The sequence below is a fragment of the Gillisella vitis genome (genome assembly GCF_021559775.1).
GTDB classification, from domain to species: Bacteria; Pseudomonadota; Alphaproteobacteria; order Rhizobiales; family Rhizobiaceae; genus Allorhizobium; species Allorhizobium ampelinum.
Window position 1 is genome coordinate 620,686 of sequence record NZ_CP056048.1, and the last position, 15,166, is coordinate 635,851.

Consider the following 15,166-nt stretch of genomic DNA (forward strand, 5'->3'; position numbering starts at 1 on the left):
CATATATGATCAAAGGCGTTGTCGCGCGGCATGGGGCGTGGGACGACAGGCGCTGCATTTCACGAGTGACGATGGAAAAAAGCCTGGGGCGTTACATCTGGTCGAACACCTCTCTGCAACAGGTGTGGATCCTGTGCATTGTCGGCCTGTCGATGATCCCTTATTTTCTCTCTTTCGATCTGCCCAAGCAGATCGTCAATGGCCCTATTCAAGGCCAGGGCTTTGAAGAGGCTGGGGCGACAAAGCCGTTCTTGCATGTTGCCTTCGACCTGCCATGGATCGGACATCTGGAAATCTTCAGCGGTTTCGAGCTGAACCGCTTACAAATGCTGATGGCTCTCAGCGTCGTCTTCCTGTGTCTTGTCGTGCTGAACGGTTTGTTCAAATTCTACATCAACACCTATAAGGGGCGGCTTGGTGAGCGCATGCTGCGCCGCATCCGCTTCGAGCTGATCGATCGAGTCCTGCGGTTTCCGCCTGTGCATTTCAAGCGGGTCAAATCTGCCGAGATTGCCACGATGATCAAGGACGAGGTCGAGCCGCTGGGCGGTTTTACCGGCGATGCCTTCGTCCAACCGGCGCTTTTGGGTGGGCAGGCTCTGACGGCGCTAATCTTCATCATCCTTCAGAATGTCTGGCTGGGAATGATCGCCGCTGGCATGGTTTGCGTTCAGGCCGTCATCATTCCACGCATGCGTAGGCGGCTGCTGGAACTGGGTCGTCAGCGTCAGCTGACGGCGCGCCAGTTATCCGGGCGGGTTGGCGAAATCGTCGATGGCATTCATACGATCCATGCCCATGACACATCCAATTTTGAGCGCGCCGACATTGCCGCCCGTCTCGGCCTGATTTTTTCGATCCGCTACGATCTCTATCAGTGGAAGTTCATGGTGAAATTCATCAATAACTTCCTCGCCCAACTGACGCCGTTTCTGTTCTACGCCATTGGCGGGTATATGGCGCTGGAGGGGCGGCTCGACATCGGCCAGCTCATCGCTGTTATCGGCGCCTATAAGGACCTGCCGGGTCCGCTGAAGGAATTGATAGACTGGGATCAGGCTCGTCAGGACGTTCAGGTCAAATATGCTCAGGTGGTCGAGCAATTCGATGTTGAGCGATTGGTCGATGCGCGGGTTCACACGGTCGCGGCCACGCCGGTCGGCCCGCTTTCCGAGGCACTGGTGGCCTCGAATCTGGTGCTTTGCGACGATAGTGGCGCGCGCCTGCTCAATAGCGTTTCGCTGGATATTGCCCCCAATGAGACGGTTGCGATTATCGGTCAGAACGGTGGCGGCGGCGAGGCGCTGGCGGAAGCTCTCGGGCGTATCCTGTGGCCGGAATCCGGCCATATCAGCATTGGTGGCCAGGATATTCTCACCATGCCGGAATCGGTCACCGGGCGGCGGCTTTCCTTCGTGTCCTCGGATGCCTATTTCTTCCATGGAACTCTAAGGGACAATCTTCTCTACGGGTTGAAACATGCGCCTTTGACAGATGTCACCTATGACGGACTGGCGGCGCGCAGAAACAAACGTGACCTTCTGGAAGCGCAGAGATCCGGTAATCCGCTTCTCGATCTCAACAGCGATTGGGTGGATTATCGATCGGCTGGCGCTGAAGGGCCGGATGGACTCTTGAAGGTGATCCGTCCGGTTCTGGATGCGGTGACGATTTCGGAGGATATTTTCGATCTCGCCCTGCGTTCGCAAGTGGATACGCTTGCCCATCAGGAGTTGACAGAGCGAATCGTCGAAATCCGCCATGCGCTGCGCCGCCGTTTGCATGACGAGGATCTGGACGACATTGTCGTGCCCTTCGAGGCCGATGCCTATAACAGCCAGGCGACGGTGGGTGAAAATCTGCTTTTCGGCAAGATGAAACCCTTGATGATCAATGGTCAACGGCTGGCGGCCCATCCTTATTTTCGCAAGGTGATGCGTGATACCGGCATTGGCGATGCGTTCTATGCAATGGGGCTCGAAATCGCGGCGAATGCGGTCGAATTGTTTCGAGACCTTCCGCCCGACCATCCGTTTTTCCAGCAATTGACCTTCATGAGCGCGGAGGATCTTCCCGACTACGAGGCTTTGCTGCAAAAGCTCCATGGCACAGCCGTAACGCAAGCCTCGGCCAGCGAGCGCAGCAGCATTATCCGCCTCAGCTTTGCCTATATCGAGCCGCGCCATCGTTTCGGCCTTTTGACGCAGGAGTTGATGGACAAGATCGTCGATGCGCGTCGCGAGTTCCATGCCGGAGTTCCCGCGGATCTGGCGGAAAAAATCGAGCGTCACGACGTAGAACGGTTCACCCTGTCGGCATCATTGATGGACAATGTGCTGTTTGGCCGGCTGGCTGTGCGCGAAGCCGATGCGTCTGACCGGATCCGTGCGATCATCCGCGACATTTTTAGAGACCTCGGCCTTGCCGAAAGCGTGCTGTCGATCGGGCTGGATTTCGATGTCGGCTCGCAAGGGCGGCGGTTAACCGCTGTCCAGCGCCAGAAGCTCAATCTGGCGCGGGCACTGGTGAAGCGGTCTGATTATTTCATCTTCAACAGGCCCTTGTCGGCGCTCGATCAGCGGGCGCAGGATAAGATCGTCAGCCACATCATGCAGGACCTGCATTGCGACGGTCAGCGGCCCTCAATCATCTGGGTTTTGCCAAATGCGGATATAAGCGGGCTTTTTGACAGGATACTCGTGTTCGACAAAGGAAATCTTGTCGAAACCGGGAGTTTCGAAGAGCTTTCCGCCAAAGACGGGATGTTCAAACAGTTTCTCTCGTAATATCGTGATCAGGCGCGATAGGGGGTAAGACGCAAATGCTACTGAAGGACGAAGTCGAAATGTTGCGGCGTGTGCCGCTGTTTTCCCAGATTGCTCCAGCCAAGCTGAAGCTTCTGGCTTTTGCTTCCGACCGGATGACCTGTCGTGAGGGCCAAAACCTGTTTCGCCAGGGCGACGTCGGTGACGCAGCCTATGTCGTGCTGTCAGGGACAGCCGATGTTCTGGTCAATTCAGATGCTGGCGAGATCAAGGTCGCGGAAGTTCAAAGCAATTCAATCGTCGGGGAAATCGCCATTCTCTGCGATGTGTCGCGCACCGCAACCGTGCGGGCGGCCTCGCGTCTTGAAGTCTTGAAAATCAGCAAGGAAAACTTCCTGAAACTGATGAGCGATTTTCCCGAAATCTCCTCGGAAATCACCCGGGTTCTGGCTGATCGTCTCAATCACACGACATCCGAGCTGTCCGCGGCCCGCAGCCGCGAGCAACAATTGTTGAATTGATACCGAGAGTGATCACCTCAGCACCCAGCAGATTGGATGGCCGGGCTGTCATATATCCTTTACTTGCTTTTCTGCCCATTTCCGCGAAGTTTCGGCATTCATTCAACCTCGTTCTGTCCTGAATCGAGGATATTGTCCCAAACATCCCGGAATGTGCCATGACCGATCTTAGCGCCCGCGACCGTCTCGCGCCTGACAGTTCTCCACGCCTGTTAGCCCTTGCCAGCATTGCTCTCGAAGCCGGAGCGCTGGCGCGTCAATCGCTGCGTCGCCGTCATGTCGACCAGATGGTGTCCAAAGGTCCGCGCGATTACCAGACGGAAATCGATGTCGCCGTCGAGCGCCTGATCGTTGCCGGTGTCTCCGAGGCCTTTCCGGACCATGCCATCCAGGGCGAGGAAGAGACCGGCAACCGTACAGGTGGCCCAGATGCACCGGTCATCTATATTGATCCCATTGACGGAACCACCAATTTTGCCTGGGGCCTGCCGCATTTTGGCATGACCATCGCCATTGCCGAACGGGGCGTGATCACCTGCGGGGTGGTTTATGACAGTATGCTCGATGAGCTTTTCAGTGCTGAAATCGGTAAGGGCGCCACTCTGAACGGCGAAAAACTACAGTGTGCTGATGTGGCCGATGTCCAGAATGTGCTGGTGGGAGCGGGCTTGCCGGTCCCCGGACAAGTGAAAAGCGTCGATGAGGAGCTCTATCACCGGGCACTCCGCCGGTTAATGGATAATACCGCTGGCGTGCGCCGTCTCGGGTCGGCGGCGCTATCGATTGCCTATGTCGCCTGTGGGCGGCTGGATGGGTTTTTCGAGGATGGCTTGCAGGTGCATGACTATGGCGCCGCAGCCCTGATTCTGACCGAGGCAGGTGGCGTGGTCACAGGCTTTGGCGGCATGCCGGTTGACGCCGGAGGAGGCATTCTTGCCGCCTCGCCAGCGTTGCATCCCTGGCTGCTCGCCGGGTTTCAGCCTGGGATGGACCGTTGATTGTCATAGAGTGCGATCAGCGCTTGAAGTCCGACCGGATCGTCAGTGGTGATCTGGTCGCATTTCAGCGCCAGCAGCCGCAGGACACGCGGTAGCGATGCCTCGTCTGCCCTGTTGATCGTATAGGCATCGATCCGTTTTCCAGCGGCATGGAAGGCGGCGACCATGTTGAAACCGCGATCCTCGGCAAACAGCACCGCCTCGTGATCGAGATAGATCATCTCGGCGTCGGGGATGGCGGCGACAGCATCGTCGATGAAGGTAACGAAGTCACCACTTTCCGTTGCCCGTTCGATGGCGCCGCCATGGCAGGGATCGTAACCGAGTGGCAGGCCGGGTAGGGCCTCTGCCAGACGGGTGACGGCCTTTGCATCGCCCGCCGACAGGATAACACGGTCGCGCACTGGCCCGATGGCGGCAACGAAAGCGGCGATGTCCTGCTGCGTCAAGTCGCTGGCCTTTTCCTTCAGGTCCAGTTGCAATACGGCACCTGCACGATGGGAAGTGCTGGCCAGAACGCGCCCGAGATCATCGATCAGCATGACCCTATGGGCACTTGGCTGTCCATCACGGTCGCGCAGGAACAGGCCGCGCAACTGCTCCGTTGAGGCAGCGCGCACCGGGCCTTGGCCAGTGGTGGCTTTATCCAAAACCTCATCATGCAGCACGGCGAAGCCGCCACCGGCATGACAGACAAGATCGATTTCGACGCTGGCACCAAGCGCCATGCCCTCAGCGATCCGGTCCGGCGTGAAGGAAATATCGCCCGCCTGCTTATGGCCGCGATGCCATTTCAGCATAGTCCTGAAACCGTTACGCTCGATAAACAAGCCGTCAGACATTGGCAAAGCTCCTTAATCGCTCGGCGGTCTGGGACACACAGATCACCTTATTGTGGCGAAAAACCCGGAAAGCCCTGACCTGTAATTCGGCACGGTCGCCTTTTTGCCAGCCGGTTCCCGGATCGGTCATGGCCTTTACCCTCGTGCCATCACCGAGTTGAAGATCGACCATGAGATGGCTGCCGAAATCGATAGCCCGGCAGACAAAGGCCGCGTCCGCCCGGTCGGTGGGCGACAGATGCAGAGCTTCGGGCCGAACCGCCAGCACAGCATCGCCATCCTCTGGATTGCTATCCGCATCGACCGCCAAGGAAAGGTCAATATGGGTGAATGCGCCCCGGCGCATCATGCCGGGAATGAAATTCATCTGGCCGATAAAGCCTGCGACGAATTCGGTTTCCGGCTCGCGGTAGACCCGGTCCGGCGGGGCGATCTGCTCGGCACGTCCAGCCCGCATCACGACGATACGGTCGGCCAGCGCCAAAGCTTCGTCCTGACCGTGGGTAACGAACAGGGTGGTAATGCCAAGCCGCTGCTGGATATCGCGCACTTCCTCACGCAGGCGTTCGCGCAAATGCTGGTCGAGGCTGGCAAAGGGTTCATCCAGCAGCAGGATTTTCGGCTCCAGCACCAGCGAGCGGGCAAGTGCCACTCTCTGCTGCTGGCCGCCCGAGAGTTGATAGGTCTGGCGCTGGCCGTAATCCTTCAACCCGACCATCGCCAGCGCTGCCTCGACCCGGTCAGCGATTTCGCTTCTCGCCATGCCGCGCAGCTTCAGGCCGAAGGCGATGTTCTTGAACACATTCATATGCGTCCAGAGCGCGTGGCTTTGAAACACCATGCCGGTCGGTCGCCGTTCCGGCGGCAGACGGGTGACGTCCTGGCCGTCGATCCGGATCACGCCGCTGGTCGGTGCTTCGAAACCGCCAATCATCCGCAGCAGCGTCGATTTACCCGAACCGGATGGGCCGAGCAGGCAGACCAGCTCGCCATCCTCTACATGCAACGAAAAAGCATCGACGGCGGTGGAGCCGGGAAATTGCTTTGAAACGCGATCAAGGGTCAGTTGGGCCATGGGTGTTCGTTTCTGTTCCGGTTACAGGCGATGACGGGTCTGTTCAGGCGCCAAAGCCCTTGGCGAATGCGCCTGTGCCGATGGCGCGGCGGGCAAAGATCAGTGCGAGGAAGGAGGGAACCCACAGCATGACCGACAGCACCGCGCCATATTGCACCACCATCTGATTGTTGATGAAGGACACCATCAAGACAGGCATGGTGCGCACCTGCGGCGCGCCAATCAACCAGGCGCCTTCTGTTTCGTAAAACGTGCTGACGAAGGTCAGGAGCAGGGCGGCAAAGATCGTCGGCGCTGCCTGCGGCAGCGTGATCGACCAGAACACGCGCAAAGGCCGGGCGCCCGCGTCACGGGCTGCTTCTTCCATCCGCCGGTCAACATTCTGGAAGGCGGCAACCGGTATCCAGATCATCAGCATCAGCGTGCCGACCAGCTGAATCAGTGCCACGCCCCAGAAGGTGCTGATCAGATGCAGTTTCAGGAAAATCGCCGCAATGGCCACCAGCAGGCCGAATTTGGGGAAGGCATGCGAGGCAAGAAAAGACAGGAACAGCAGATTGCGACCCGGAAATTTCATCCGGGCAAAGGCATAGGCAGCCGGAAGACAGATCACCGCCGACAGCAGTGTTACCGTGGCGGTGAGGCGCAGGCTGAGAAAGAGCGCTTCCCAGACGTCGGCGCGGCCAAGCGTCAGGAACCAGAAGCGCAGGCCGAATTGCTGCGGGATGACCGATGGATAGCGCCAGACCTCGGTAAAGGCCCAGGTGCCGACCACCAGCAGTGGCAGGGCGATAAACAGGGTGAGCAGGCCTGCGAAAGCAAGGCCCGTCCAGTCGATCCTACCCACTCTCATCGCAGGGGCCTCATCGTGTTCGTTCCTGATTTCTGGCTATCGAATAGACATAGAACGCGCCGAAAAACAGGCAAAAGCCGAAGCTGATCACCGCTTGCGTGGTGGCATTCAGCGGATCGTTCAGATCAGCAAACGTTCGCTGCATGAAAGGCCCCATCATTTCTGGCGAGGCCGGGCCGAGCAGATAGGGCAGGGTAAAGGCCGAAAATATTCCGAGAATGGCAAAGGAACTGGCGACCAGGAAGGAATTGGCCATGCGCGGCAGGATGATATGCAAAAATACCTGCACAGGCCTTGCACCAGCGTCGCGCGCCGCCTCGACGGCATTGTTGGAAATGGCGCTGAGACCCGCCGTCAGCATCAGCACGGTCAAAGGCAAATTGTCCCAGACCAGACCGATCACAGGTCCCCAGGGCGTCAGATAGGGCGTTGGCAGTTTCGGCAGGCCCACGGCGTGGAGCAGGATATCGACCGTTCCATTTGGACCGATGGTGCGGATCAGTGCATAGGAGAGGATGATCGACGGCACGAACATCGGAAAGATCGCCAGCGCCTGAACATAAGCGGCCAGCCTGCTGGAGGAAAAGCGCAGGTAGAGCGCAATCGGTACGCCGATCAGTAGCAGCACAACGCCACAGACGGCGGTGGTCCAGAGCGTGATGCCGAGATTGCGCAGGCTGTAGGTGTCACTGAAGAAGAACCGGTAGGACGCCGTGGAAACGTGCCACCCGCCCTCCGGCGTGGTCATGACAAGCGTGCCGATCACCGCCGAGATGATCGGATAAATGATCAGCCAGGCCAAGAGCAGGATAGGCAGGGCGACCAGAAGCAGGCCAGTCAGCCCGCGTCCAGCCTTTGCCTCCCGCCCTTTATCAAGCGGCAGCGAACTGGTCGCGCTCATCAACCCCGCGCCAGGCCTGGTGCGACATTGCGGAACCAGCCGTCATTGACCGCCATTTCCCAATCGCCGCTGGGGAATGTCGGGATCGATGCGGGAATGACATCGGCATATTTCTCGCGCAGGTCCTTGGAAATATAATCCCAGGACACACCCGGAAAGCCACCGAGCTCGGTGATGATTGCCGACTGAATTTCTTCAGACAGCAAAGTATTGGCGAGCTTCAGGGCGGCATCCTTGTTGGCGCCATTGGAAAAAATCGTCATACGGGCGAAATCACCGCAAAGCGCCAGATCCGTCAGCTGCACAAGCCGTGTTGTGTCGGGCAGCACGCCCTGGGCAATCGATTGCAGCGCCTGATCGGACCAGACCGGTACCATGGTGACGACGCCTTGGGCAAGCAGCTGGATCGATTGCGAATTGCCGGAGGTATAGGCGCCCTTTTCATAAAGCGACGGGGCCAGATCGTTGAGGATCTTCCAGCTTGGCGGCAAGGCTTTTTCCGCGGCTTCCGCCGTGTAATTGCTGACGGTGAATTTGCTTGGATCGCGGCCATTCGCTTCGTGGATAGCGCGGCGGACGAAATTGCCGCCAGAGCCGCCCTTGTCGGGGCGGTTATAAATGAACTGGCCGGGGTTGGCCTTGATCCAGGAAATCAGCTGTTCCCAGGTTTTCGGCGCATCCTTCGGATCGAGCTTGGTGCTGTCATAGGCCAGAAGAACCTGCGAACCGCGATAGGGCAACGACTGCGACAGATCGATGGCCATAGGGTTGACGCGGCCAAAATTCGGGACATTCTTCTCGGAAAATGCCACCCAGAGACCGGCATCGATGGAGCCGGTTGGCAGGCGCGGATTGAAGGCTTCAAACAGGTCGGCCTGCGGATCGCTGTTGGATTTCAAGGCGGCGAGGGCGCGATCGCCAATCGCACGCAGACCGTTATTGTCGCCGGCATCAATCACCTTGATCGTCAGGTCACTGTTGGCCTTCTCGAAGCTTGGGCGAACGATGTTGTTCCAGAAGTCGATGATATTGGCATCGGAGCCGCTGTAGACATTGATTTCCTTGCCCGCAGCAAAGGCAAAATTCGGCATGGTGGCCAGGCCTGCGGTTGCGCAGGAAGCTAGCAGAAAGTCGCGTCTGTTCATCATCGGTCTCCGAAACGGGTCGAGATATAAAACCCCTGACATTTTAGGGCACCGTTACCTCTGGACCGTGACAACGACGTGAAGGCTGGGTGATGCTTTTGTGTCTTTTCGAATAAGGGGCTAGGTTGTCTCCTGCCAAAATTGGCCTTGCAAACGGGGAAGGCTTCTAATCATCTGTTGTTGTGGAGACAAAGCATAAAGAGTGTGCCGATGCCGGAACCGAAAACTGTCAGCACCGCCATTGTCATTCTCGCCGCCGGGCAGGCGCGCCGGATGGGCGGCAGCGCCCATAAGCTTCTGGCTCTCTTTGATGGTGTCCCACTGATCCGTCGCGTGGTGGCGATCAGCCTTGCGAGCCGGGCGGCATCCGTGACGGTTGTCACCGGACATCGTCGGGAGGAGGTCGAGGCTTGTCTTTTAGATTTGCCAGCCGCGATGAGCTTCAATGCCGGGTTTGCCGAGGGGATGGCATCCTCGTTGATCGCGGGACTAAATTCTCCTGATGTGGCTGACAAGGATGGCGTCATGGTGGTGCTCGGCGATATGCCGGGACTGACAGCGTTGCATCTCGATGCGCTGATCTTAGCATTCGAAAGCGCAGATGGCCGCGCCATCATCCGTGCAGCGTCAGGTGATGTGCCGGGTAATCCGGTTATTCTACCAGTGGCGCTTCGTCCGGCATTGCTGACATTGACGGGCGATAAGGGCGCCAAGGCAATCATCGCGGCCAGCACGCTGCCGGTGATCGATGTCGATATCGGTCCGGCTGCTCTTGTCGATGTAGACACACCAGACGCCATTATGGCGGCTGGCGGAGTGTTGAACGGATAACGTTCGTATTGGCTTACGTATTTGCCGAGTTCAGACTTTCGAGCAGCGCGGCGATATAGCCGTAGCAGAAGGCGAAGGCGACGCCGGTTGGATCGCGGCCACTGATGGTGGGAACATGATCCGGCATCAGCATATATTGGTAGCCGACTTCGTGGTAGATCTTGACCGATCGCACCATGTCCATATCGCCTTCATCGGGAAAGGTTTCCATGAAGGACAGTTTACCGCCGCTGATATTGCGGAAATGGACGTTGAAGATCTTGCCGCGCGTTCCGAACCAGCGAATGATATCGTCGATTTCCTCACGCGGATTGTCCAGCATTTCGCCGATTGATCCCTGGCAGAAATTCAGGCCGTGATAAGGGCTTTCGCGCATCTGCACGAATTTCTTCAATCCCTCCACTGTGCCAAGGACTCGCGTTACGCCCTTATAGCCAGGCGGCGTGTAGGGATCGTGCGGATGGCAGGCCAGACGCACCTTGTTGCTTTCGGCAACCGGCACGACCCGTTCCAGGAAATAATCGATCCGCTCCCAATTTTCATCCTCTGAAAGAACGCCAGCCAGTCCCGGTGCTGCGGCCTGATCGGCCTTGTGCCAGCGGAAGCTTTCATTCATTGAGCCTCCCCGGCCTTTCTCCATCGGAGTGCGGGGAATGCCGATCAGGTTGAGATTGTATTTTGCCGCCGGAATTCCGGCCGCTGCCAGGTTCACGATCATCTTGCAAACCGCATCGATCTGGCGGTCACGGTCTGGGCCGGCCAACAGGATATCCGGATAGGACGCTCTTTCGATTGGGCTGGAGGGCAAGGGCAATTGCAGCATGTCCAGGATCAGACCAAAGCTCTCGACCTTGTCGCGATGGCGCTCGATATCGGAAAGTGTCCAGCTGCGTGGATCGCCGGGCGGATCGGCGCAGATATGCTTCAGCCCCAATTGCGCAAACACCCGATAATCGTCGTCGTCTCGCGCGCCAACCTGCGTTCCTAAATACATGACGCTCCTCCTCATGCAAGTGCTGTTTGCCATGACATAATATGAATTTTACGGGGTGTCGAGTTATTTTGAGGCTTTTCGCGTGAAGGTTTATTGCACATTAGCGCGCTTTTATCGAGGCTGTTAGAAGTCGTTGTCTATGAAAATGGTGGTGCGAATATGGTGCAGTAGCCGGCAATCAATCATTTCATACTATGACGCATAGTTGGATATAATATGTATTTGAGGTGGTTCCGCATCGTATCGAGCATGCGAATTTGCGCGGCGCGACGGGCCTCATCATAAGCTGTCTGAATCAAATGAGATCCATTGTGGGGTTCTCGGTTGGGGGATAATTTTCGACGGCGGACTCAATCTCCAAAATGTGCATGGCTGAAAAAGTCAAATGGTGTGGGTTGCTCTTCCATGGCTCAAAGCGCATCCCGCTTTGATGAATGTGGAGGGCTGTGCGAGGGCGTTCGTCGCGGAACTGTTCATTGCATCTTTTGCAGGATGGCGAGGCGGGCTGTTGCGGCTACATCGGAAAAGCGAGTGATGCCCTAGGGCTGAAACCTTTGATATGCATGTGTGTTTTGCACTTGCTAACAATGATGGACGCCGCTGCGAAAAAAACAATTACCTCTGATTGCATTGATCGTTGACAGTCGGTTAAATATTGCTATCCTTCGACTGAATAACAAAGATAGTTATTGAGAAAACAAATCAAAAAAAATTAGTAACGTAGAATATAAACTGGTTTATGAAATTTTGAGAATAGCTCGTTCCATTCGAATATTTAAAATAAGCAAATTATTTAATTCTTATTGGAGGTAAGTGTGGCATCTGTCGCTATCATTGGTTCCGGTATTTCCGGACTGAGTGCAGCCTATTCGCTTGATAAAGACTTCGACGTTCATGTTTTCGAGCAGGACGACCGGCCTGGTGGGCATGCAAGCACAGTGGTCGTTTCTGATCCATTGGGTGATGTCGGTGTGGATACGGGCTTTATGGTGTTCAATCCGCCCAATTATCCTAAGCTTACCAAGTTTTTTGCTGAGCTGAACGTGCCGCTGACCGAGCATTCCGGTGGTTTCAACTTCTTCGATGTCGATGCCGGTACCTATTACGGCACAGAGGAATTTGAAAAGGACGAGGCTTATGTTCGGGCTAATTATGGCCCGGAATTCATTTCCGTCTGGGAGCAGGCGGATCGCCTGCTGAGGGAAGCGCCTCGCCATATCATGGAGGGCAAGTGTCAGATTCCATTAGAGGAATATCTCCGGACCTATGGTTATACTGACGACTTTATCAATGGTTACATGATCCAGATTTCCTGCTCGTACTGGTCTGTCCCCGTTGAGGTTACATTGAATTCTCCGGCGGTCATGGTCATTGGCATGTTCCTCAATCATGGCAAGGATGGCCTTGGGGGGAAGGGTGTGAAGTGGCTTGCGGTCAAGGGAGGTGCCAAGGGCTATCTTGATATCCTGATTGGCGGCCTCAAGCGTCCACCAAGGTTGAATGCGGCGGTAACGTCCGTGCGTGCTCTTGCAGATGGTGTCGAGGTTCAGACCGGTGGAAGCTGGGAAAAATTCGACTATGCCATTGTCGCGACCCATGCCGACCAGGCTTTGAAATTGCTCGACAATCCAAGTGTGAAGCAGCGCGAAATTCTGGGAACGTTTGAGTACAATCGTTGCAGCACAGTTCTCCATACCGATTCATCCGTGATGCCTGTGCCGCCGCACAGGTGGAAGAGCTGGAATTACGGCTGTATGACGGTGGATGGCAAAAGGCGGCCCTATCTCGTCTATCATATGAATTCAATTCAAGGGTTTAAGGCGGAGCAGGACTATTTCGTGTCGTTGGATAGTCCGCTGCCCATCGATCCTGCCAAGGTGATTAAGACCTTCGATTACGAGCATCCGGTCATTACCATCGAAAGCAGCAAAATGCAGGCACGCTTGCCTTCGATCAATGACGATGGTCCGCTGTATTTTGCAGGTTCTTACTTCTCTGTCAGGGATCTCGGGCCGGATTTCGTCGGTTTCCACGAAAGCGGCGTCTATTCCGGTACACAGGCGGCGCGCCTTGTGAAACGGCATGCCGCAGCTCCAATCGGGAAGACTGCGTAATCTATCGAGTCGTGTAGTCGATAGGCCTTCGCCTTTTTTAATCGAGGTAAGATTTTCAGCGTAAGGCGCATGCATCATCGGGTGCGCCTTGCTAGAAGTCATGTATCGTCGAATGATAGGCGGCAAGTCATTTCCCTATCATAAGCTATTGGTATTATGAGATATTTCTTCCCTTTGCAATAAAGCCATAACGGCATCGATCACCCTGAACCTGTTTTCAGGAATGGAAAATTGTGCCGTTAAGGTCGCTCGCCTAAGGGCCAAAACAATAGTCACGTTGCGACAGTCGAAAGCCGGCATTTAGCCGGATGTTGCAATCATTTGGGGTTTCGGGTGCTAATTTGCGTCTGGAGATGGTATTGCAGGATGGACCATGTCGGAAGTGCTCCTGTTCGTTCATGTTTTTGCCGCAACAATGTTCCTTGGTAATATTGTTGTAACAGCCGTGTGGAAACTGATTGCAGACCGAAGCAATAATCTTAATATACTAAGGTATGCAATAAAATTGGTTTTCCTGACCGATTATGTATTTACGTTCGGTGGGGCTGTACTCTTATCTGCGACGGGCGGATATATGGCTCGCAGCTACGGTATGAATTTCCTCGACACGCCGTGGTTGCTGTATGGAGTGGGCTGTTTTCTTTTGTCGGGCCTGTCCTGGATGTTGGGGCTCATTCCCAATCAGATCCGCCAGCGAAGGCTTCTCAACCAGGCATCGGATTTCGATGCGATTGCCGAGCCGTTCCGCGCCTTGGCGAAGCGTTGGTATCTCTGGGGAACCCTCGCCAATGTTTTCGCGATCTGCGCCTTGTTTTTCATGGTCACGCGGTGACGTGGCCGATTTTTAAAATGCATTTCAACGCAACAAAGGGTGACGAATAATGTCTGACGTTCAAACAAAGTTCAGCTACGCAGAAGCCAAGACCTGGCTGGTCGAAAAATTCGCTTACAAGCTTTCGGTGCCGGCATCGGAAATCGATGTGAACAAGATCTTCACCGATTTCGGCCTGGATTCCACTGAAACCCTGGTGCTTGCAGGGGAAATGGAACAGTGGCTCGGCTTCGAATTGCCGCCAACAGCCATGTGGTATCATCCGACCATCGAGAAGCTGGCCAATTATCTCGTCGAGGCCAAGGATCTCTTCGAAAAAGGCGAACTCTGAATTCCAGAAGCCAAAATCCAGCGAGGTATGGCCAGCGAGGTATGGCGAATGGAGATGCCGAAATCTGCAAGTGAACTTGCCCACCGAGAGAATGCCGGGATGACTGTGGTTTGCGTTCATCCCGGCGGAATGCCCATCCGCAGTTACATACAGCTTGCGGAGCGAATGACAGGCTATTCCTGGCATCTGGTCGAGCTTTCTCTCAACAAGCGCTACACCTCGGCGTTGGGCAAGACCGATCTTCCCGAAGGCATTCTCGGGGAGATTGCCGATGAAGCAATCGCGGATTTGGGAGAGGTCTGGAACGCCGAGCGGCTCTGTCTGCTGGGCTGGTCCTTTGGAGGTGTGCTGGCGTGCGAGATGGCAAGCCGGCGTACAGACGGCGCTTGCGGCGCCGTCCTGCTCGACAGCATTGCACCACGCTTGTTCAATGGCGTGATGGATGGGACGCAGACAGAGCGGTTGATAACGCTCAGCCGTTCACAAGTGGTCAGGGTTCGTTGGTTCACGGACTATATGCGGGCGCTGAAGCGGGTTGCCTGGGACGTGGCAGGCAGCGATGCCCATCGCCTGTCGGAAGACGATCTAATCGAGCTGATGCGTCTCCAGTTGATTGCCAATGGCGGCCTGCCGGAAACCACCAGCTTCGTCGGGTTCTCCAAGGTTTACCGGGAGTTTTCGCGGGGAATGAACCGTAACATCGCGGTCATTCTTGCGCACAAGCCGCAATCCTACGGGTTTCCCGTGCATCTGGTTCGGTCGGATTACCCATTATACGAAATATTTCATCTGCATGAAGACATGGGGTGGGGGCAGTTGGCGCCCAATCTCACAGTCTCGAATCTGCCGCTGGGCCATTACGAAATGTTGCTTGAGCAGCAGGCCCTGGATCACATTTCAACACATATTGAAAATATATCGCACCGTTTGATTTGAAATATATTGACGAAAACCTTTTGGAAGG

General features: G+C 55.9%; 14 protein-coding genes. 8 read left to right on the forward strand and 6 right to left on the reverse strand.

Annotation, left to right across the window (positions count from 1 at the left end; translation table 11 throughout):
* The first annotated feature begins 71 nt into the window (after positions 1-71).
* The 3 genes from AVCG78_RS19870 (at position 72) to AVCG78_RS19880 (ending at position 4,284) form a co-directional block, all read left to right on the forward strand.
* Positions 72-2,786, forward strand: a complete 2,715-nt coding sequence (locus AVCG78_RS19870; protein ID WP_071584560.1) for an ABC transporter transmembrane domain-containing protein — start codon at positions 72-74, stop codon at positions 2,784-2,786.
* Positions 2,787-2,821: 35 nt separating this feature from the next.
* A complete protein-coding gene (locus tag AVCG78_RS19875) occupies positions 2,822-3,286 on the forward strand; it encodes a cyclic nucleotide-binding domain-containing protein (RefSeq protein ID WP_012653944.1) in 465 nt (154 codons plus the stop codon).
* Between the two features lie 158 nt (positions 3,287-3,444).
* Positions 3,445-4,284 (forward strand): inositol monophosphatase family protein, encoded by an 840-nt coding sequence (locus AVCG78_RS19880; RefSeq protein ID WP_071204012.1) that lies wholly within the window; start codon positions 3,445-3,447, stop codon positions 4,282-4,284.
* Here the strand turns inward: AVCG78_RS19880 and AVCG78_RS19885 are convergent.
* Genes AVCG78_RS19885 through AVCG78_RS19905 form a run of 5 tightly spaced genes read right to left on the reverse strand, consistent with a single transcriptional unit; the run spans position 4,263 to position 9,100 of the window.
* Positions 4,263-5,126 (reverse strand): glycerophosphodiester phosphodiesterase, encoded by an 864-nt coding sequence (locus tag AVCG78_RS19885; RefSeq protein ID WP_071204014.1) that lies wholly within the window; start codon positions 5,124-5,126, stop codon positions 4,263-4,265. The genes AVCG78_RS19880 and AVCG78_RS19885 overlap by 22 nt on opposite strands.
* The gene (locus AVCG78_RS19890) at positions 5,119-6,201 is read right to left on the reverse strand and encodes an ABC transporter ATP-binding protein (RefSeq protein ID WP_012653947.1); all 1,083 of its coding nucleotides are present in this window, start codon (positions 6,199-6,201) and stop codon (positions 5,119-5,121) included. The genes AVCG78_RS19885 and AVCG78_RS19890 overlap by 8 nt, the downstream gene beginning before the upstream one ends.
* Before the next feature lie 43 nt (positions 6,202-6,244).
* Positions 6,245-7,054: an ABC transporter permease gene (locus tag AVCG78_RS19895; protein WP_012653948.1), complete on the reverse strand. Its 810-nt coding sequence runs from the start codon at positions 7,052-7,054 to the stop codon at positions 6,245-6,247.
* Between the two features lie 10 nt (positions 7,055-7,064).
* Positions 7,065-7,955: an ABC transporter permease gene (locus AVCG78_RS19900; protein ID WP_071204017.1), complete on the reverse strand. Its 891-nt coding sequence runs from the start codon at positions 7,953-7,955 to the stop codon at positions 7,065-7,067.
* The gene (locus AVCG78_RS19905) at positions 7,955-9,100 is read right to left on the reverse strand and encodes an extracellular solute-binding protein (RefSeq protein WP_071584429.1); all 1,146 of its coding nucleotides are present in this window, start codon (positions 9,098-9,100) and stop codon (positions 7,955-7,957) included. Before AVCG78_RS19905 ends, AVCG78_RS19900 begins: the two co-directional genes overlap by 1 nt.
* 210 nt (positions 9,101-9,310) lie before the next feature.
* Here AVCG78_RS19905 and AVCG78_RS19910 point away from each other — a divergent pair, with 210 nt between their 5' ends.
* On the forward strand, positions 9,311-9,931 hold the full coding sequence (locus AVCG78_RS19910; RefSeq protein WP_071204021.1) for a nucleotidyltransferase family protein: 621 nt from the start codon (positions 9,311-9,313) through the stop codon (positions 9,929-9,931).
* A gap of 13 nt (positions 9,932-9,944) precedes the next feature.
* On the opposite strand, the gene AVCG78_RS19915 is transcribed toward AVCG78_RS19910, so the two are convergent.
* Entirely contained in the window at positions 9,945-10,925 is a 981-nt protein-coding gene (locus AVCG78_RS19915) for a mannonate dehydratase (RefSeq protein ID WP_071204023.1), read from the reverse strand.
* 815 nt (positions 10,926-11,740) lie between these two features.
* Here AVCG78_RS19915 and AVCG78_RS19920 point away from each other — a divergent pair.
* From AVCG78_RS19920 to AVCG78_RS19935, 4 genes are all read left to right on the forward strand, one after another.
* Complete coding sequence (locus AVCG78_RS19920; RefSeq protein WP_012653953.1) at positions 11,741-13,039, forward strand: NAD(P)/FAD-dependent oxidoreductase; 1,299 nt, start codon at positions 11,741-11,743, stop codon at positions 13,037-13,039.
* A gap of 373 nt (positions 13,040-13,412) precedes the next feature.
* Positions 13,413-13,871: a DUF2269 family protein gene (locus tag AVCG78_RS19925; protein WP_012653954.1), complete on the forward strand. Its 459-nt coding sequence runs from the start codon at positions 13,413-13,415 to the stop codon at positions 13,869-13,871.
* A 49-nt stretch (positions 13,872-13,920) separates the two neighbouring features.
* Entirely contained in the window at positions 13,921-14,202 is a 282-nt protein-coding gene (locus tag AVCG78_RS19930; protein WP_012653955.1) for an acyl carrier protein, read from the forward strand.
* Between the two features lie 99 nt (positions 14,203-14,301).
* Complete coding sequence (locus tag AVCG78_RS19935) at positions 14,302-15,138, forward strand: thioesterase domain-containing protein (RefSeq protein ID WP_174089739.1); 837 nt, start codon at positions 14,302-14,304, stop codon at positions 15,136-15,138.
* The last annotated feature ends 28 nt before the right edge of the window (positions 15,139-15,166 follow it).

Excerpts from the sequence above, each read along its gene's own strand:
- AVCG78_RS19870 (WP_071584560.1), top strand. The coding sequence starts at position 72 with ATGGAAAAAAGCCTGGGGCGTTACATCTGGTCGAACACCTCTCTGCAA.
- AVCG78_RS19915 (WP_071204023.1), bottom strand. The coding sequence starts at position 10,925 with ATGTATTTAGGAACGCAGGTTGGCGCGCGAGACGACGACGATTATCGG.
- AVCG78_RS19875 (WP_012653944.1), top strand. The coding sequence starts at position 2,822 with ATGCTACTGAAGGACGAAGTCGAAATGTTGCGGCGTGTGCCGCTGTTT.
- AVCG78_RS19910 (WP_071204021.1), top strand. The coding sequence starts at position 9,311 with ATGCCGGAACCGAAAACTGTCAGCACCGCCATTGTCATTCTCGCCGCC.
- AVCG78_RS19935 (WP_174089739.1), top strand. The coding sequence starts at position 14,302 with ATGACTGTGGTTTGCGTTCATCCCGGCGGAATGCCCATCCGCAGTTAC.
- AVCG78_RS19895 (WP_012653948.1), bottom strand. The coding sequence starts at position 7,054 with ATGAGAGTGGGTAGGATCGACTGGACGGGCCTTGCTTTCGCAGGCCTG.
- AVCG78_RS19925 (WP_012653954.1), top strand. The coding sequence starts at position 13,413 with ATGTCGGAAGTGCTCCTGTTCGTTCATGTTTTTGCCGCAACAATGTTC.
- AVCG78_RS19900 (WP_071204017.1), bottom strand. The coding sequence starts at position 7,955 with ATGAGCGCGACCAGTTCGCTGCCGCTTGATAAAGGGCGGGAGGCAAAG.
- AVCG78_RS19890 (WP_012653947.1), bottom strand. The coding sequence starts at position 6,201 with ATGGCCCAACTGACCCTTGATCGCGTTTCAAAGCAATTTCCCGGCTCC.
- AVCG78_RS19880 (WP_071204012.1), top strand. The coding sequence starts at position 3,445 with ATGACCGATCTTAGCGCCCGCGACCGTCTCGCGCCTGACAGTTCTCCA.
- AVCG78_RS19885 (WP_071204014.1), bottom strand. The coding sequence starts at position 5,126 with ATGTCTGACGGCTTGTTTATCGAGCGTAACGGTTTCAGGACTATGCTG.
- AVCG78_RS19905 (WP_071584429.1), bottom strand. The coding sequence starts at position 9,100 with ATGAACAGACGCGACTTTCTGCTAGCTTCCTGCGCAACCGCAGGCCTG.
- AVCG78_RS19930 (WP_012653955.1), top strand. The coding sequence starts at position 13,921 with ATGTCTGACGTTCAAACAAAGTTCAGCTACGCAGAAGCCAAGACCTGG.